15 protein-coding genes are annotated in these 18,030 nt (G+C 35.1%); 8 read left to right on the top strand and 7 right to left on the bottom strand.

Features of this window, described 5'->3' with window-relative positions; genetic code table 11:
- The first annotated feature begins 117 nt into the window (after positions 1-117).
- Complete coding sequence (gene carB / locus E0I26_RS15775; protein ID WP_131917404.1) at positions 118-2,973, top strand: carbamoyl-phosphate synthase large subunit; 2,856 nt, start codon at positions 118-120, stop codon at positions 2,971-2,973.
- A 70-nt stretch (positions 2,974-3,043) separates the two neighbouring features.
- Here carB and E0I26_RS15770 read toward each other — a convergent pair whose 3' ends face one another.
- The 4 genes from E0I26_RS15770 to E0I26_RS15755 form a co-directional block, all read right to left on the bottom strand.
- Positions 3,044-3,652 carry a YkgJ family cysteine cluster protein gene (locus tag E0I26_RS15770; protein WP_131917403.1) on the bottom strand — a complete coding sequence of 203 codons (609 nt, stop codon included), beginning with the start codon at positions 3,650-3,652 and terminating at the stop codon, positions 3,044-3,046.
- Positions 3,653-3,948: 296 nt separating this feature from the next.
- Entirely contained in the window at positions 3,949-4,641 is a 693-nt protein-coding gene (locus E0I26_RS15765) for an alpha/beta hydrolase (protein ID WP_131917402.1), read from the bottom strand.
- A 66-nt stretch (positions 4,642-4,707) separates the two neighbouring features.
- Positions 4,708-5,283: a Crp/Fnr family transcriptional regulator gene (locus E0I26_RS15760; protein WP_131917401.1), complete on the bottom strand. Its 576-nt coding sequence runs from the start codon at positions 5,281-5,283 to the stop codon at positions 4,708-4,710.
- A 155-nt stretch (positions 5,284-5,438) separates the two neighbouring features.
- Positions 5,439-6,332, bottom strand: a complete 894-nt coding sequence (locus E0I26_RS15755; protein WP_131917400.1) for a dienelactone hydrolase family protein — start codon at positions 6,330-6,332, stop codon at positions 5,439-5,441.
- A 340-nt stretch (positions 6,333-6,672) separates the two neighbouring features.
- Between E0I26_RS15755 and E0I26_RS15750 the strand changes: the two genes are divergently transcribed.
- Positions 6,673-7,815, top strand: a complete 1,143-nt coding sequence (locus E0I26_RS15750) for an FIST signal transduction protein (RefSeq protein ID WP_131917399.1) — start codon at positions 6,673-6,675, stop codon at positions 7,813-7,815.
- 2 nt (positions 7,816-7,817) lie between these two features.
- Positions 7,818-10,874, top strand: a complete 3,057-nt coding sequence (locus E0I26_RS15745; RefSeq protein ID WP_131917398.1) for a PAS domain-containing hybrid sensor histidine kinase/response regulator — start codon at positions 7,818-7,820, stop codon at positions 10,872-10,874.
- Positions 10,875-11,024: 150 nt separating this feature from the next.
- Here the strand turns inward: E0I26_RS15745 and E0I26_RS15740 are convergent, their stop codons facing one another.
- The 3 genes from E0I26_RS15740 to E0I26_RS15730 are packed head-to-tail and all read right to left on the bottom strand — an operon-like array spanning position 11,025 to position 12,821.
- On the bottom strand, positions 11,025-11,462 hold the full coding sequence (locus E0I26_RS15740) for a VOC family protein (protein WP_131917397.1): 438 nt from the start codon (positions 11,460-11,462) through the stop codon (positions 11,025-11,027).
- Between the two features lie 19 nt (positions 11,463-11,481).
- On the bottom strand, positions 11,482-12,144 hold the full coding sequence (locus E0I26_RS15735; protein WP_131917396.1) for a dienelactone hydrolase family protein: 663 nt from the start codon (positions 12,142-12,144) through the stop codon (positions 11,482-11,484).
- A gap of 41 nt (positions 12,145-12,185) precedes the next feature.
- Positions 12,186-12,821 (bottom strand): phosphoribosyltransferase, encoded by a 636-nt coding sequence (locus E0I26_RS15730; RefSeq protein WP_131917395.1) that lies wholly within the window; start codon positions 12,819-12,821, stop codon positions 12,186-12,188.
- Positions 12,822-13,114: 293 nt separating this feature from the next.
- Here E0I26_RS15730 and E0I26_RS15725 point away from each other — a divergent pair, with 293 nt between their 5' ends.
- From E0I26_RS15725 to E0I26_RS15705, 5 genes are all read left to right on the top strand, one after another.
- Positions 13,115-14,068: an ion channel gene (locus E0I26_RS15725; protein WP_235831791.1), complete on the top strand. Its 954-nt coding sequence runs from the start codon at positions 13,115-13,117 to the stop codon at positions 14,066-14,068.
- Positions 14,069-14,140: 72 nt separating this feature from the next.
- Positions 14,141-15,040 (top strand): MerR family transcriptional regulator, encoded by a 900-nt coding sequence (locus tag E0I26_RS15720; RefSeq protein WP_131917394.1) that lies wholly within the window; start codon positions 14,141-14,143, stop codon positions 15,038-15,040.
- 37 nt (positions 15,041-15,077) lie between these two features.
- Complete coding sequence (locus tag E0I26_RS15715; RefSeq protein ID WP_131917393.1) at positions 15,078-16,547, top strand: phytoene desaturase family protein; 1,470 nt, start codon at positions 15,078-15,080, stop codon at positions 16,545-16,547.
- Positions 16,548-16,549: 2 nt separating this feature from the next.
- Positions 16,550-17,389: a phytoene/squalene synthase family protein gene (locus tag E0I26_RS15710; RefSeq protein WP_131917392.1), complete on the top strand. Its 840-nt coding sequence runs from the start codon at positions 16,550-16,552 to the stop codon at positions 17,387-17,389.
- Positions 17,390-17,436: 47 nt separating this feature from the next.
- Positions 17,437-17,877, top strand: coding sequence for a sterol desaturase family protein (locus E0I26_RS15705; RefSeq protein ID WP_131917391.1), 441 nt, complete (start codon positions 17,437-17,439; stop codon positions 17,875-17,877).
- Positions 17,878-18,030 lie beyond the last annotated feature (153 nt).

The following is an 18,030-nucleotide window of genomic DNA, read 5'->3' as shown; positions in this document are numbered from 1 at the left end:
TCGCCTTTTTTTATACCTATTCGTTAAAAAAAGTTTAAGATTTACAGTTAAAGGGTTTGAGTTCAGTAACTTTAATCTTTTAAAAGCAACAACTACACAACACAATAATACCATACAATGCCAAAAGATACATCCATAAAATCAGTTTTAATAATAGGTTCAGGTCCTATTGTTATTGGTCAAGCGTGCGAATTTGATTATGCAGGATCACAATCTGCCCGTTCTATTCGTGAAGAAGGAATTGAAGTTATTTTGATAAACTCCAATCCGGCAACAATTATGACCGACCCAACCATGGCCGATCATGTTTATTTGAAGCCATTAACGACGAAATCAATTATCGAAATCCTTAAAGCACACCCTCAAATTGATGCTGTTTTGCCTACGATGGGTGGACAAACCGCTTTGAACTTGTGTCTGGAAGCAGATGAAAAAGGAATTTGGGAAGATTTTGGAGTACGATTAATCGGGGTTGATGTAAACGCCATTAATATTACCGAAGACAGAGAGCAATTTAAACAATTGCTTCAAAAAATAAATGTGCCTACTGCACCTGCAAAAACGGCTACTTCTTTCTTGGAAGGAAAAGAAATTGCACAGGAATTTGGTTTCCCGTTAGTAATTCGCCCTTCGTTTACATTGGGTGGAACTGGAGCTGCTTTCGTTCATACCAAAGAAGAGTTTGACGAAAAACTTTCCTACGGATTAGAAATGTCACCCATTCACGAAGTGTTGATTGACAAAGCTTTAATAGGTTGGAAAGAATACGAATTGGAATTATTGAGAGATAAAAACGACAATGTTGTGATTATCTGTTCTATCGAAAATATGGATCCAATGGGAATTCATACCGGAGATTCCATCACGGTTGCACCAGCAATGACATTATCAGATACGACTTTCCAAAAGTTACGTGATATGGCAATTTTGATGATGCGCAGTATTGGTAATTTTGCAGGAGGCTGTAATGTACAGTTTGCTGTTTCGCCAGACGAAAAAGAAGACATCGTTGCTATCGAAATCAACCCTCGTGTGTCTCGTTCCTCTGCATTAGCATCAAAAGCAACTGGTTATCCAATTGCAAAAATTGCTTCTAAACTGGCTTTAGGATACAATTTAGATGAATTGGAAAATCAAATCACCAAATCAACTTCGGCTTTATTCGAACCGACTTTGGATTATGTGATTGTAAAAATACCACGTTGGAACTTTGATAAATTTGAAGGAGCTGACAGAACGTTGGGACTTCAAATGAAATCCGTTGGGGAAGTAATGGGAATTGGACGTTCGTTCCAAGAAGCCTTGCACAAAGCCACACAATCATTGGAAATCAAAAGAAATGGTTTAGGAGCTGATGGAAAAGGATATACCAACTACGAGCAAATTATAGAGAAATTGACTTTTGCAAGTTGGGATCGTGTTTTCGTGATTTATGATGCTATCGCCATGGGAATTCCATTGAGCCGTATTCATGAAATTACCAGAATCGATATGTGGTTCTTGAAACAATATGAAGAATTGTATGTTTTAGAGAAAGAAATTTCTAACTATACTATAGAAACTTTGCCAAGAGAATTGCTCTTGGAAGCCAAACAAAAAGGGTTTGCCGACAGACAAATTGCACACATGATGAGTTGCAAGGAAAGTCAAGTGCATACGTTGCGTACAGACATGAACATCAACCGTGTGTTTAAATTGGTGGATACTTGTGCGGCGGAATTCAAAGCAAAAACACCTTATTACTATTCGACTTTTGAGGCCGAAATAGAAAAAGCGGACGGAACACGTTATGTTGACAACGAAAGTGTTGTAACAGACAAAAAGAAAATAATTGTTCTTGGGTCAGGCCCAAATAGAATTGGACAAGGAATTGAGTTTGATTATTCTTGTGTTCACGGTGTTTTGGCAGCCAAAGAATGTGGTTATGAAACGATAATGATTAACTGTAATCCGGAAACGGTTTCGACCGATTTTGATACAGCGGATAAATTGTATTTCGAACCTGTTTTTTGGGAACATATTTACGACATCATCCAACACGAAAAACCAGAAGGTGTTATCGTGCAATTAGGAGGACAAACCGCCTTGAAATTAGCCGAAAAACTGTCTAAATACGGAGTAAAAATCATAGGAACCAGTTTTGATGCATTGGATTTAGCCGAAGACAGAGGACGTTTCTCTGATTTGTTAACGGAATTGAACATTCCTTTCCCACAATTCGGAATTGCGGAAACGGCGGATGAGGCTTCTGCTTTAGCAGATACTTTAGATTTTCCATTATTGATTCGTCCTTCGTATGTGTTAGGAGGTCAGGGAATGAAAATCGTAATCAACAAGAAAGAGTTGGAAGAGCACGTTATCAACTTATTGAAATCGATTCCAGGGAATAAATTGCTGTTAGACCATTATTTGGCAGGAGCAATCGAAGCGGAAGCAGATGCGATTTGTGATGCGGACGGAAATGTGTATATCATAGGAATTATGGAGCACATCGAACCTTGCGGAGTTCACTCTGGAGATAGCAATGCTACTTTACCTCCTTTTAACTTAGGAGAATTTGTGATGCAGCAAATAAAAGATCACACAGTAAAAATTGCTAAAGCTTTAAAAACAGTTGGTTTAATCAACATTCAGTTTGCTATAAAAGACGATACGGTTTATATTATCGAGGCAAATCCTAGAGCGTCTCGTACAGTTCCATTTATTGCAAAAGCTTACGGAGAACCTTATGTGAACTATGCGACTAAAGTGATGTTAGGACACAATAAAGTAACCGACTTTACTTTCAACCCACAATTGAAAGGATATGCCATAAAGCAACCGGTTTTCTCTTTCAGCAAGTTCCAAAATGTGAATAAAGCATTAGGACCAGAAATGAAATCAACAGGAGAAAGCATCTTGTTTATTGACGACTTGAAAGACGATCAATTCTACGAATTGTACTCCAGAAGAAAAATGTATTTGAGTAAATAAAAACTTGAATTTGTTATAGTAAAAAGCCCCGAAATTTCGGGGCTTTTTGCATTTTTATTTGTTTTGTGTTTTAAGCGATGTTTTCGAGACCGCCCGGAAACGGCCTGTACGCATAATAATGCAAGACTTCTTCGATCGCTGTTTTTAAGGCTTCGTTTATGGGAAGTAAAGTAGTGGCCAGTCTGTTATCAATTTGCGAGAGTTGCATATAATAATCGGTAAAAACAGGTACGTAGAGTCCTTTGCTAATGGCTTCTTCGGCCGTATTGTAGTTTTCTTGTTGTCCTTCTTTGATTATTTTGCAAGTGGCTAATCGTAGTTTGCCGTATTTGTCTCTACTGGCAGCATACCCAAAAAGCCTGCAAATTAATCCGCGATAGCGATAGTTGCTGCAACTTCCCATGTTTCTGTCAAGAACAGTGAGTGGTCGGTACAAATGGCAATTGCTATCGGATTTGTTGTTTAGCTCGACTAACATTTCCTCAGCTTTACCGTTTAAAAATAAATACAATGCCCACGGTAAAAACTCCAAAGGTGAAGCATTGATGTCCGGAGTGGAACAACACTTGCCACAACCGTTGCGACACTGTAAATGAGTTTCTGATTGGAACACCGTAATTTCATTTTCAAGACGGTCAAATAATTCTTCAACCAATCGAACTTTGTGTTCTATAGACATTAATTTTTTTTGTAAGGTAGGCTATTAAAAACCGTTACAGGGATAATGCCGTTTTACTTACCGTTTATGGAGTTGTTTTTTATAGATACAGCTAAAGATTTGTTTTTGAGTGTATAAACTTGAATTGATGTAAAAGGAAGATTCGTGTTTTTATTGTGATCTATACATGCGGTCAGGGCTTTGCGATGGTGGAGAATTTTAAGAACAAATGCCTAATTAAACACTGATGCTAAGATGCATAAATGTCCAATTAAGCACTGTTGCTCTACTATTCTAAATCTCAGTTGAGGTATGTTTTATTTAAATGTTGACGCTGCTTCCAAAATCAGCGCTGTTACTTCTTTTGGGTGAGATGCCAAAGAGGCGTGTCCTGAGTCAAGATTAATGATTTTTTTAGGATTCATTCTTTCTGCCATTTCTTTCTGAGTTTCTGGTGGTATCATATTATCATTATCAGAAATTTGATACCAACTCGGTTTATTTTTCCAAGCAGGTTCACCTGCTTCATCTCCAAAACATTGACCATGGATCGGTCTTTGCGCTAAAGACATTACCAAGGTATCTTCCTCATTTAAGTCTTGGCAAAAACTTTTGTGGTATTCATCATACTTAATCCATAAAAAACCTTTGGAGTCTGGGTAAATACTGGCTCCACCTGAACCTGCCCTGCGTCCTAAAAGCGCACCTAAACTATCTCCTGCGTCTGGAGCAAATGCAGCAATGAATACCAAGCCGACAACTTTTTCGTGGTTTCCAGCTCCTGAAATTACAGCGCCACCATATGAATGTCCCACCAAAAGAACATTGCCTTCTTGTGCATCAATTAAATCGTTTGTTTTATTGATGTCGTCTTGCAAAGAAGTTAAAGGGTTTTGAACGCTACGCACTTTGTAGCCTTCTTTTACCAATGCAGGAATTACGTGTTGCCAATGGGAGCCATCGCCCCAAGCACCGTGGACCAAAATAATGGTCAAATCTTTTGTTGCCATAATTTTTTTTTTTAATTGTTGAAACACAAAGCTACCCACTTAAATTTCAATAGTTGTTAACTTAAGTTAATTAGTAGCAATTCGTTTTCTTATTCTGCTAAGAGATTGTGGTGTAATACCTAAATAGCTTGCAATGTGTTTTTGATGGATTTGTTGGAAAACCAATGGATTTTCTTTTAATAGATTCTTATATCGTTTTTCAGGGGTATAGTATAGTAAGTCTTCTATTCTTTTCTTCGCATCAAGATATAATTTTTCCGTCATTTTTCGACCGAACTCTTGCCAATAAGCTTCTTTGTTATATAATTTTTGTAAATCATCCTTATGTAATAGCAAAAGTTCTGATTTGTGAATTGCTTGTATGTTTAAATTTGATTTTTTGTCACACAATATGCTTTCATAATCGGTAAAGAACTGATTATTGAAATGGAAAATAAAACTTACGTCATTACCATTTTCATTGATATAGAAACTTCTCATCGAACCATTTTTCACAAAACCAATATACTGACATTTCTCTTCCTGTTGCAAAAAGAACTCTGATTTTTCAAGCGTAATACTTTTTAATAGAGAAAAAAACGTATCAAAATGTTCTTCATCTACTTGAAACAGGCTGCCATATTTTTGAAAGTTATCCGACATTTTTTATCGCTATTAAATGGAAATTAAAAATAGAACAATTTAGGGATAACTAAGTTATTGCTTTGTAGTTACCAAATATTTTCTTTAAAATATTAGGTAACTAAACATAAAAAAAATCCCCAATCACGGGATTTTTAAATAGTAACATTCTGTAATTATTTCTTCTTCAATTTCTCCTTGAAAAAATCAATGGTTCGTGTCCACGATAAAGTGGCGGCTTTTTCATCGTATCTGGGAGTCGTATTGTTATGAAAACCATGATTCACACCTTCATAGAAATAAGCGATATGTTCTACTTTATTCTTTTTTAGTATGGCTTCAAAAGCAGGCCAGCCCTCATTTACACGGGTGTCTAAACTGGCATACTGCGCCATGATGGGTGTTTTTATTTTTTCGGCTTCTTCAGCAGTGGGTTGTCCGCCGTAATACGGAACTGCTGCGCACAAATCTGGGATTTTGACCGCCATCATATTGGCAATCCAACCGCCAAAACAAAATCCTACCACACCAATATGTCCATTACAATCTTTGTGTGATTTCAGGTATTCGTAGGCTGCAATGAAGTCTTCGAGCATTTCTTCGCGGGTGCGTTTTTTTTGTAATTCCCTTCCCGCATCATCATTTCCGGGATAACCGCCTAGTGGCGATAAAGCATCCGGCGCCAAAGTGATGAATCCTTCCACAGCGGCTCTTCTTCCTACATCTTCAATATACGGATTCAGTCCGCGGTTTTCATGTACAACAATGATTCCCGGTAATTTCTTTTTGGTTGCCGTGGGTTGGGATAAAAGTCCCTTAATTTTTCCTCCGCCTTTGGGAGAATCGTAGGTGATATATTCTGATTTCAACCTTGGATCTCCGGGTTTTATCAAGACAGAATCGATATAATTGGGTGTCATAAAGCTAAGAAGTGACGGAAGCGTAAGCGTTCCTACCGCAAACAAGGATAGTTTCTCAACGAATTGTCTTCTTTCAATTTTGTTATAGGCGTAGTCATCGTATAAGTCAAATACTTCCTGACTGATATCTTCTTTGGTTAGTTTTTTCATAGCATTTATTTTGATTCAACTAATTTAGGAAAAAAAGCGATTGTTTTATCAAACTCCAAAAATCCCGATTTAAGGAATTTGCAATTATAAATTCACTTTTAAGTTTTTTCTTCCTTTTTTTTAAAAAATAATGATATTGATTTCTTTTTTTTACTATTTTAGTAAAGGATTAAGCTTGGGATTAAAACACAATAAATGTTCTTTAGATTCGCATTTTTTAAGGCTATTTTAAAAAAAAAATCTTTAAAATCGCATTAATAAATAATTGGCATATTGGAAAATATAGAGGTGTTATTCTTTTAAATGGTATTAACTCAGTCTTTCTAACATAATAATAGGTATGAAAATAGCGTCATTATTGTACAAAAACAATATTTTTTTCAAAGAAAGAAATAATGAGAATATGAATTTCAATGAAGCCCAATTAATAATTGGTTTCGGATCAAGGGAGTTACTGTTTCAAGACAATTCCTTTAATGAAATTAGAAATAAATTTCCAAATGCCCAAATTGCATTATGTTCCTCTGCCGGAGAAATTTTTGAAAATGAAGTTTTAGACAACACAATCTCATTGGTTGCTCTTCAATTCAAATCAACTTCTTTAGAAACTACACAAGTTCGTATCGATGATTATTCTTCCAGCTTTGAAGCGGGTAAAGCACTTATTCAAAATTTTACACAAGAAAATTTAAAACTCATTTTTGTGCTTTCTGATGGCGGAAAAGTAAACGGGAGCGAACTGGTAAAAGGAATGAATTTTTCTAAAAATAATGGGGTTTTGATAACAGGCGGCTTAGCCGGCGATGGAACAAAATTTGAAAAAACAGTTGTTGGGTTAAATCAAAGACCCGAATCAGGAAATATTATTGCGATAGGTTTTTATGGGGATAAATTGGTTTTGTCTCATGGTTCATCAGGGGGTTGGGAAACTTTTGGTATAGAAAGGACAATTACCAAAGCGAAGGCAAATGTTTTATTTGAAATAGATAATAAAAGTGCACTTGGCATATATAAAAACTATTTAGGCGAATATGCGGATGAGCTGCCAGAGTCAGCGCAGCATTTTCCGTTATCAATTAAATTAGAAGAAGATCAGGACCCTGTTGTTAGAGCTATTCTCTCCATTGATACCGAAAATCAAACGATGACTTTTGCTGGTGACATTCCGGAAGGAAGTAAAGTCCGGTTTGCGAAAGCAAATTTTGACCAATTAGTTGATGCCTCAACAGAGGCTGCAATTTCTTGTTTAGAAATGTCCAACGACAAGCCTAAATTAGCGATACTAATTAGTTGTATTGGCAGAAAAACAATTCTTGGAAATAGAATTGAAGAAGAAGTCGAGGCAGTGGCAGCCATTTTTGGAGACCATACCACACTTACCGGCTTTTATTCTTATGGAGAAATTTCGCCATTAAAACCATTGGAAAATTGTGAACTTCATAACCAGACCATGACCATCACTTGTATAAACGAAATAGACTAATTATGGGTTTTCATAAACTTTTGCAGAAACAAATAAAGAAACATTTGACTCTTGAATTTGCCGAAAATAATGAGTTTGAATCTTTTTTTAAGGCGATTAATGACTCTTATCTGACTTTTGAAAGAGATAGAAATCTGATGAACCACGCTTTTCAAGAAAGCGAAAAAGAATACCGCGAAGTTAATGAAGATTTAAAAAGCGAGGATAAATTAAAGGCACATACCATTAAAAATCTATATGAAAGCCTTCAGGAAGATGAAGAAAATTATGATACTTTTAATGAAGAAGAAAAGAACAATTCACTTTTTATTTCTAAATATATAAATGAACAAATTAGAAAAAGAAAAGAAACTGAAAATCGCCTTTCACGAACGGTTGAATTATTAACAACATTATTGGCCAATCTTCCGGCAGGGATTTTAATGGAAGATGAAAACCGAAAACTATTGTTCACCAATCAATCGTTTTGCGATGTATTTTCAATTCCAATGCTGCCCGAAACCATGATTGGAGTGGATTGCACCAACTCAGAAGAACAATACAGAAATTTGTTTAAGGAACCTGAGGCTTTTAGTTCCAGAATCAATACCATTTTAGCTAAAAGAAAGATTGTAACCCATGAACTTCTGGAGACGATTGACGGCCGTTTTTTAGAAAGAGACTATATCCCAATTTCTATAGGTAATGAATCTGAAGGTCATCTTTGGAGGTATGTAGATGTTACCCAAAGCATACAAAACAGGAATCTTTTGGAACAAAGTGAGAAACGGAGCCGACTGATTATGGATGCTTCGCTAAATGCGATTATAACGATAGACAGCAATGGAATTATTACTTTTTGGAACAGCCCTGCCGAAACTATTTTTGGTTGGGAGAAAGAGGAAGTATTAGGGAAAGATTTATCAGAAATAATCATTCCGGATCGTTATGTTGAAGCACATAACAGGGGAATGAAACATTATATGAAAACGGGTGACGGGCCTGTTTTAAACAGACATTTTGAAATTACGGCCATAAACAGAAACGGAAATGAATTTCCCGTAGAAATTTCTATAATTCCTATAAAACAGAATGGTGAAACATTTTTCTGTTCCTTTATTCAGGATATCTCGGAAAGGAAAAAAGCAGAAGAAAATCTAAAATATCAAGAAGAAAAATACCGAAATATTATTGCCAATATGAATCTTGGCTTAGTAGAAGTCGACAATAATGATATTATTCAATTTGCTAATCAGAGTTTTTCTGATATTTCCGGTTTTGAAATGGAAGAACTTCTGGGGAAAAGCACAACAGAACTTTTTGTTTCTCAAGAGAATTTGGATATGATGGAATCCAAAAGAGAATTGAGAGAAAGAGGCGTTTCGGATATTTATCAAATACAGGTCAAAAATAAAAGCGGAGAATTAAGATGGTGGGCAATAGGAGGAGCGCCAGAGTTTGACAGTGAGGGAAAACTAATTGGTTCTATTGGGGTTCATCTAGATATAACCGAACAAAAACAGTTGGAAATCGACCTTGAAAAGGAGAAAATAAAAGCTCAGGAAGCTTCGAAAGCTAAAGAAGCTTTTTTGGCTAATATGAGCCATGAAATAAGAACGCCGCTTAATGCAATCATTGGGTTTTTAAGAGAATTGGGAAAACAGGAACTTACGGAACTTCAAAAGAAATATATTGAAAACGGTTCCATTGCTTCGAAGCATTTATTGGCCATTATTAATAATATTTTAGATATTTCAAAAATTGAAGCAGGCGAGATGTCGCTTGATTATGAAGATTTTGTTTTTGAAAATGCTATAACTAACGTAATCAGCGTGCTTCAGTCTAAAGCAGAACAAAAAGGATTACATCTTACTGCGAATATTTCAAAAGTCATTCACCAAGTGTTAAATGGAGATGCCTTACGATTGGAACAAATATTGTTTAATCTTGTAGGTAACGCCTTAAAGTTTACACAAAAAGGAGAAATAGCTGTTAATTGTGAACTCATAAACGATACCGATACTTCCCAAGAAGTAAGTATTTCTATTTCGGATACAGGAATAGGAATGGATAAAAAATTTGTTGATACTATCTTTAATAAGTTTTCTCAAGAAGACAAAGCAATAACCAGAAGATATGGTGGTACGGGTTTAGGTATGGCTATAACTAAAGAGTTTGTTCAATTAATGAAAGGAAGAATTGATGTTGAAAGTGAAAAAAATAAAGGAACAACAATTCGAATTAATCTTAGTTTTAATAAAGGCAATGAAAAAATTATAAATAAGATACATGTTGATAAAGAGTCAATTCGAATAGACAATATATCAATACTTTTGGTAGAGGATAATGATCTAAATAGGATGGTAGCCCAAAATTCTTTACAATATTTCAATTGTAAAGTAACCGAAGCAGGAAACGGACTTGAAGCGCTCGAAATTTTGAGAAGACAAGATTTTGATGTTATTCTCATGGATATCCAGATGCCGGAAATGGATGGTATTGAAGCTACAAAAATTATAAGAAATGAATTTAAACTTACTACACCAATTATTGCCCTTACCGCAAATGTTTTTAAAGCTGAAATTGAAAAATGCAATGAAGCAGGGATGGATGACTATATAGCTAAGCCTTTTGATGAGAAAGTAATGATTGAAACTATTGCTAAGCATGTCAGGAATAATACGGCTTCATTGGCAGCGAATGCAAAAGAGATTGCTATTACCAATAAACTATACAATCTAAATTCAGTATATGATTTAAGTAGAGGTGATTTGAATTTTATAGATTCGATGATACGAGTTTTTGTAAAACAAACTACAATTATACTCGAGAAAGTAGCACTAAAAATTGCTAATAATGATTTTATGGAAGTGGGACAATTGATTCATGAAATAAAACCCAGTATAGAAATTTTCGGAATAATTTCCATTGTTGATGATGTAAAAGCTCTTGAAAAAATGATTAGGGAAACGCAAGACAAAGAGCAAATGGTAGCCCTTTTTGAATCAATAAATATAGTGCTGAAACAAGCTGTTGCTCAGATACAGGAAAATGAACTTTGTAATAAAGTATCAAGATAAGAGTATTAAGTATTAAGAAAAAAGCTTCTGGAAATCCTAGATTACAGACACAAATATTAGGCTTGATATTTAAACAAAAATTTCACAAATTTATACGAATTAATTCGGGTAAATTTGTGAAATTCGTGTTTGACTTTTTTCATGTGTGTTTCATTTCGCTTGGCTTTTATCAAAGTTTATCATCCAGTTCACGCCAAATTTATCGGTAAAAGTCCCAAAATAGCCGCCCCAAAATGCATCTTCCATCGGCATTCCCACTTTTCCGCCAGCGGAAAGCGCATTGAATAATTTATCGGCTTCTTCTTTGCTCTCTGCATTAATGGAAAGCGAAAAATTATTCCCGTAAACGGTTTTAGTTCCAAAGGATTCAAAGCTGTCACTTCCTGAAATAGCCGTTTCTTTACTAATAGGTAAGGATACATGCATTATTTTTTCTGCTTCTCCGGGAGGACAGGTTTTGCCGTCCATCGGAGGCATGTCCTTAAATTTCCCAAAATAAGAAAATTCACCACCAAATACTGATTTGTAAAAATTGAATGCTTCTTCGCATTTCCCATTATAGGTAATGTACGTGTTTACTGTTGCCATGATTGATTGTATTTAATTGTTAAACTTTTGTGTGTTGTTTTTCTTCGTTGTTTACCAAATGCCTTTTGTACCAAACAATTGCTAAATCAGCTACTTCAAGTAATTTTCCGGGTTCTTCAAAAAGGTGTGTTGCTCCGGAGATTATTTTTATTTCTTTTACGGATTCTAATTGATTGTATGCCATTTTATTCATGCCGATAACTGCAACATCAAGACCGCCTACAATCAGAAGAGTGGGAGCGGTTACTTGTGGCAATTCGGTAATGGCTAAGTCTGGACGTCCACCACGGGAAACCACCGCTTTTATTTTTTTCTTAAAATAAGCCGCCGCTCGCAATGCCGATGCAGCTCCTGTACTTGCACCAAAATAGCCTATGGGTAAATCTTTTGTGTTCTTATAGTCCATCAGCCATTGCGTCGTTTCTATCAATCGGTCACTCAGCAAATCAATATTGAATCGATTCTCATAAATTTCATCTTCTTCCTCGGTGAGCAAGTCAAAAAGGAATGTGCCGATGTTTTGTTTTTGGATCAACTCGGCTACCATTCTGTTTCGGGAACTGAATCTACTGCTGCCACTTCCGTGAGAAAAAATGATAATTCCTCTTGCATTTTCAGGAATTATCAAATCTCCTTTTAATGTTACAGATGATAAAGGGATATCTATATCTAATTTTTCCATCATTTCAAATTTTAAAAATAAAACCGCATCTTAAAATCATATTATTCAGTGCCAATGGGAAGACGTAACAATTGCATCACTTCCTCATCTTCCACTTGATTGAATTCTTCATAAAATCCGCCTACACCTCTAAAATATTTGGAAGCTATCAAATAGATAAACTCATCGGTATTTTTTTCAAATACAGGCACGGTGTCATAAGGTATTACAGGCGTGGCGACGATTATTTTTGCTGGATTTTTTTTTCGTAACATTGCGATACTGGCAAGCAAAGTATTTCCAGTTGCGATGCCATCATCTACCAAAATTATATTTTTTCCTTCTATATCCAGCGGTTTTCTGTTGCCCGCGTAGAGCTCATATTTCTCCTTCATTAATTTTCGCAGTCGGATAATTTCATCATCAATGTACTTTTGGGGAACATTAGGATGCTCATCAAGAATCATGGAGTCTGAGGAGACAGCACCAATCGCAAATTCTTTATTATTAGGATGTCCTATTTTTTTTGAGAGCACAATATCTAAAGGAAGATGTAAGCTTTTAGCAATTACATATCCCACAGGCACGCCGCCTCTGGGAACGGCAAGTATTATGGTGTTGCTATTCTGGTATTTTTTTAGTTTCTCCGAAAGCAATAAGCCGGCCTCAATTCTATCTTTTAAGATCTCGTTATACATAATAGGAAGTTTTATGTAAAAGAATAAAATTATGTATAAAGATATTGATTTTCAAATGATTGTGTTTCTTGTTTAGAGATATTTTAGCATTAAACTTCTAAATTAGAACAAAAAATAGTTCTTGAAAAAGAGTAATATTGACCAATTAAAAAAAATGTTTTTACACGTGAAAGAGTAGTGTTGTAAAAAAGGGTTGGACTAAGAAATGACTTATTTGAAAGATTAAATGACTTCTTTTTTATAAAGGGTTTTTTGCTATTTTTACTTCACAACAAATGGATAGAATAACTGGAATGAAAAATATAAATTCAAAAGCAAAGACAGACACGAATACAGGTTTTGGAACAAACGCCAATAATTATGGAGGGCGTTTTGTGAATAAAAATGGAACTGCTAATGTAGAGAAGCGAGGCATGCATCTTTTGCATCGCATTAGTTGGTATCACACCATGATTGATATGCCAAGATGGAAATTTATGTTTATTCTTTTAGGCTTTTACGTGGGTATGAATTTTGTCTTTGCCATTATATATTATGGGATTGGAATCGAACATTTGAACGGGATTGATACTACAGGTTCAAATTGGGTTCAATTTGGTCAGGCCTATTTTTTTAGTGCACAAACATTTACAACGGTAGGTTATGGGCACATCAGTCCTTCTGGATTTTTGACGAGTTCAGTTGCCGCGGCCGAAGCATTAATTGGATTGTTGAGTTTTGCAATTGCTACCGGTTTATTCTTTGGGCGTTTCAGTAAGCCCACCGCTTTTTTGAAGTTTTCACACAATGCCCTGATTGCTCCTTATGGTGAAACGAAGGGTTTAATGATTAGAATTACACCTTTTAAAAATACTAATTTTACTGATGCTGAAGCCAAAATGACTCTCGGAATGAGTGTGGAAGAGAATGGTGCAAAGACGAATAAATTTTATTCTTTAGCATTAGAATTGGAAAGAATAAATGCATTAACCTTAAGCTGGACCTTGGTACATCCCATAACGGAAAACAGCCCGCTGTATAATTTAACCAAAGAAGATTTTGATAGTATTCATGGCGAAATCCTTGTTTTTATAAAAACCTTTGATGATATGTTTAGTAATACTGTTGCCATTCGTACTTCGTATACTTTTGAAGAAGTTATTTATGGAGCAAAATTTGAACCTATGTACACTCGAAGCAATGATAATTCTAAAACAATCCTTGATTTAGACAAATTAAATGCTTTTACCAATGTCACTTTAGAATAATACAATAGTTTTCCAATTATTTCAAATTTTCAATAAAAATTTATTTTACATTTGTTTATTAAATTCAGGAAAATGGTAAACAATATAAAAAGTGTATTTAGTATAAAAGATCTTGAAAATCTTTCAGGAATCAAAGCGCACACTATACGAATCTGGGAGAAAAGATACAATATTCTTCAGCCGATGCGTACCGATACTAATATACGATTGTATGATTTGGCTAGTTTGCAAAAACTATTAAACATTACTTTACTTCATGATTACGGCTATAAAATTTCAAAAATAGCTACCTATCCGCAAGATAAAATCCCATCCCTTGTACGAGAAATAATTTCGAATAAAACGGCTAAAAGTCATGCTATTAGCGAGTTTAAGATGGCGATGATGAATTTTGACCAAGAATTGTTTTTTAATACATACAATTGGCTTATTGCAGAAAAATCATTTAAGGAAATATTTCTTCAAGTCTTTATTCCTTTGATGAACGAGCTGGGATTATTATGGCAATCGGATACGATAACACCGGCCCACGAGCATTTTATCAGCTATTTAATCAAACAAAAATTATTAATAAATACCGAAAAACTCCAAGTTTTAAAACAAACTAAAAAGGATAAAGTTTTTGTGCTTTCACTTCCTATGAATGAAATTCATGAACTGGGTTTGATGTATCTGAATTATGAAATTCTATTGCTGGGCTACAAAACCATCTACTTGGGTGAAAGTATGCCTATCAGTAATTTGAAAGATATAAAAAGGCATTTCAATTCTATTATTTTTGTTTCGTATCTCACGGTGCAGCCTGAAAGAGATATGTTAGATGGATATATTCAAAAAATGGCAGAGGAGTTATTGGATGAAAATACGGAGTTATGGTATACTGGACGTTTGGTGGAGTTTATAAATAAAGAAGGACTTTCAGACAAAATTTCTATTTTCAATTCCATTTCTGAATTAGTGGATGGGATTTAATTGTTTTGTTTAAACTTTTTGTATATTTGCTAAACAAATGAAAAAAACAATTACAATTATAGGTTCTGGATTTGCAGCTATGGCTGCTTCATGCTATTTGGCTAAAAGTGGTCATGAGGTTACTGTTTACGAGAAAAATGATAGTATTGGAGGCAGAGCCAGACAGTTAAAAAGAGATGGTTTTACTTTTGATATGGGACCAAGCTGGTATTGGATGCCGGATGTATTTGATCGTTTTTTTGCTGATTTTGGTAAAACAACAGCCGATTATTATGAGCTTGTAAAACTTTCTCCCGCGTATAGCGTTTATTTTGGAGTAAACGAATTTATTGCCATTGCTGATAATTTAGCTGAAATCGAAGCGACCTTTGAGGCAATCGAAAAAGGAAGCGGAGCAGTTTTAAATAATTTTATTTCTGAAGCCAAAAGTAATTATGACATTGCCATAAAAGATTTAGTGTACCGTCCCGGAGTTTCTCCTCTTGAATTGGTGACACCTGAGACGGCAATGAAAGTTGGACAATTTTTTAGTACTATTAGCCGCGATGTCCGCAAGAAATTCAAGAATGAACGATTAATTCAAATTTTGGAGTTTCCGGTATTGTTTCTCGGTGCAAAACCATCGGACACGCCATCGTTTTATAGTTTTATGAATTATGCCGATTTTGGTTTGGGAACTTGGCATCCAAAAACTGGAATGTTTGATGTCGTTCGCGCCATGGAAAGTTTAGCTTTAGAATTAGGCGTTACATTCAAAACAAATTCTAATATCGAAAAGATACTTGTTGAAAACAAAACAGCTAAGTCAATAGTGGTAAATGGAGAAACCATTGCTTCTGATTTGATTTTGAGTGGAGCTGATTACCATCATACGGAAACTTTATTGGATCAGGAGCATCGGGCGTATTCTGAAAAATATTGGGACAGCCGAGTTTTTGCACCTTCGTCATTATTGTTTTACGTAGGTTTTAATAAAAAAATAGAAAATATCTCGCATCATGCCTTGTTTTTTGATGTTGATTTTTATCAGCATGCCAAAGACATTTATGATGAACCGCAATGGCCAAAAGAACCATTGTTTTATGCAAATTTCCCTTCTTTGACTGATAAAACCGCAGCACCGGAAGGAATGGAATCTGGTTTCTTTTTAATTCCGCTGGCTCCTGGGATCCAGGATACTTCGGTATTGAGGGAAGAATATTTTAATAAAATAATAGACCGTTTTGAGACTTTAACGCAACAAAGTGTAAAAAATAATATCCTATTTAAACAGTCATTCTGTAAAAATGACTTTGTTTCAGCATACAATTCGTATAAAGGGAATGCCTACGGAATGGCAAACACTTTATTGCAAACCGCTTTCTTGAGACCAAAACTGAAAAGTAAAAAAGTAAAAAATTTATATTTCACGGGGCAATTAACCGTTCCTGGACCAGGCGTTCCACCAGCATTAATCTCAGGAAAATTAGTGTCAGATTTAATAAACAAGCAATTTTCAGATCAATAAATATGAAGCAATTATTTGATGATGTATCTTTCAAATGCAGTAAACTGGTGACTAAAAGCTATAGTACTTCATTTTCATTGGCGGTATATATGCTTTCCCCAAGCATCCGAGATGCTATTTACAGTATTTACGGTTTTGTGCGTTTTGCCGATGAAATTGTGGATTCATTTCACGGTTTCGATAAGGAAGAATTGATTAATGATTTCGAAAAAGAATATTATAAATCGTTTAATATGGGAATAAGTCTGAATCCTATTTTAAACTCTTTTCAGCAAACTGTAAAGCAATATAATATTTCCGATGACTTGATTCAGGCTTTTTTGAAAAGTATGAAATTGGATTTAGTGAAATCAGATTACGATAGTAAAGCGGAATATGATGAATATATTTATGGTTCTGCTGACGTGGTCGGACTCATGTGTCTCAAGGTTTTTGTTGCCGGAAAAGACCATAAATATGAGGAATTAAAATCCGAAGCCATGCGATTGGGTTCTGCTTTTCAAAAAGTCAATTTCTTGCGCGATTTGAAAGATGATACTTTAGTTTTGAACCGAAATTATTTTCCGGGAGTCGATTTAAATTCTTTTGATGAAAAGGCTAAAACTGCAATCGTTAAAGAAATTCAGGAAGATTTTGATGTTGCTTATCAAGGGATTTTAAAATTGCCTATTGAAGCGAAGTTTGGAGTTTACACGGCTTTTGTTTATTATAAAAAGCTTTTAAATAAATTAGAAAACATGCCTTGTCACGAAATTGGAACGGCAAGAATTCGTGTTTCTAATTATACTAAAGCAGGACTTTTGGCCAAATCCTTCGTGTCTTATAAACTGAAATTAGTTTAAATCAGGAACGTATTTAGAAGCGTTTATTTTAATTAAATAAAAAAACAATGATTTCCTTTTTAATATTTTTAGGCGTTTTTCTTTTCATGGAATGTGTGACCTGGCTGACACATAAGTATATTATGCACGGTTTGATGTGGTATTTTCATGCCGATCATCATCAACCCAAATATGCCAACGTTTTTGAACGAAATGACATCTTCTTTGTGATTTTTGCGATACCCAGTATTGTACTTTTTTACTATGGAGTAGAAGGTGGGATGAACTATCTTTTTTTCCTAGGACTGGGAATCACATTTTATGGATTCTGTTATTTCATGATTCACGATGTCTTAATTCACCAACGATTCAAGTGGTTCAAAAACACCAATAACAAGTATTTGATTGGATTGCGAAAAGCACACAAAGTGCATCACAAGCATTTGGGTAAGGAACATGGCGAGTGTTTCGGGATGTTGTTCGTGCCTTTCAAGTATTATAAAATATAACAATTCCATTTGGGCGTGACCCGCTGAAAAATCGGGTCGGGCTGTACGTTCCCGCTTTTTTTTTGACTACCCTGTCAGGGTTCAAAACCCTGACAGGGTAGTCAAAAAAAAGAGCTCCACTGCCATCCCTCACGCAACCCGCAGTTCGATACA

This window comes from Flavobacterium rhamnosiphilum (assembly GCF_004349195.1).
In the GTDB taxonomy this organism is placed as follows: domain Bacteria; phylum Bacteroidota; class Bacteroidia; order Flavobacteriales; family Flavobacteriaceae; genus Flavobacterium; species Flavobacterium rhamnosiphilum.
The sequence above is the reverse complement of the archived record's forward strand: the minus strand, read 5'-3'. Positions and strand labels throughout refer to the sequence as shown.

What these genes read in the sequence shown, in the direction of transcription:
- carB (WP_131917404.1), top strand. Translation starts at nt 118, where the DNA reads ATGCCAAAAGATACATCCATAAAATCAGTTTTAATAATAGGTTCAGGT.
- E0I26_RS15770 (WP_131917403.1), bottom strand. Translation starts at nt 3,652, where the DNA reads ATGTCTATAGAACACAAAGTTCGATTGGTTGAAGAATTATTTGACCGT.
- E0I26_RS15765 (WP_131917402.1), bottom strand. Translation starts at nt 4,641, where the DNA reads ATGGCAACAAAAGATTTGACCATTATTTTGGTCCACGGTGCTTGGGGC.
- E0I26_RS15760 (WP_131917401.1), bottom strand. Translation starts at nt 5,283, where the DNA reads ATGTCGGATAACTTTCAAAAATATGGCAGCCTGTTTCAAGTAGATGAA.
- E0I26_RS15755 (WP_131917400.1), bottom strand. Translation starts at nt 6,332, where the DNA reads ATGAAAAAACTAACCAAAGAAGATATCAGTCAGGAAGTATTTGACTTA.
- E0I26_RS15750 (WP_131917399.1), top strand. Translation starts at nt 6,673, where the DNA reads ATGAAAATAGCGTCATTATTGTACAAAAACAATATTTTTTTCAAAGAA.
- E0I26_RS15745 (WP_131917398.1), top strand. Translation starts at nt 7,818, where the DNA reads ATGGGTTTTCATAAACTTTTGCAGAAACAAATAAAGAAACATTTGACT.
- E0I26_RS15740 (WP_131917397.1), bottom strand. Translation starts at nt 11,462, where the DNA reads ATGGCAACAGTAAACACGTACATTACCTATAATGGGAAATGCGAAGAA.
- E0I26_RS15735 (WP_131917396.1), bottom strand. Translation starts at nt 12,144, where the DNA reads ATGGAAAAATTAGATATAGATATCCCTTTATCATCTGTAACATTAAAA.
- E0I26_RS15730 (WP_131917395.1), bottom strand. Translation starts at nt 12,821, where the DNA reads ATGTATAACGAGATCTTAAAAGATAGAATTGAGGCCGGCTTATTGCTT.
- E0I26_RS15725 (WP_235831791.1), top strand. Translation starts at nt 13,115, where the DNA reads ATGAAAAATATAAATTCAAAAGCAAAGACAGACACGAATACAGGTTTT.
- E0I26_RS15720 (WP_131917394.1), top strand. Translation starts at nt 14,141, where the DNA reads ATGGTAAACAATATAAAAAGTGTATTTAGTATAAAAGATCTTGAAAAT.
- E0I26_RS15715 (WP_131917393.1), top strand. Translation starts at nt 15,078, where the DNA reads ATGAAAAAAACAATTACAATTATAGGTTCTGGATTTGCAGCTATGGCT.
- E0I26_RS15710 (WP_131917392.1), top strand. Translation starts at nt 16,550, where the DNA reads ATGAAGCAATTATTTGATGATGTATCTTTCAAATGCAGTAAACTGGTG.
- E0I26_RS15705 (WP_131917391.1), top strand. Translation starts at nt 17,437, where the DNA reads ATGATTTCCTTTTTAATATTTTTAGGCGTTTTTCTTTTCATGGAATGT.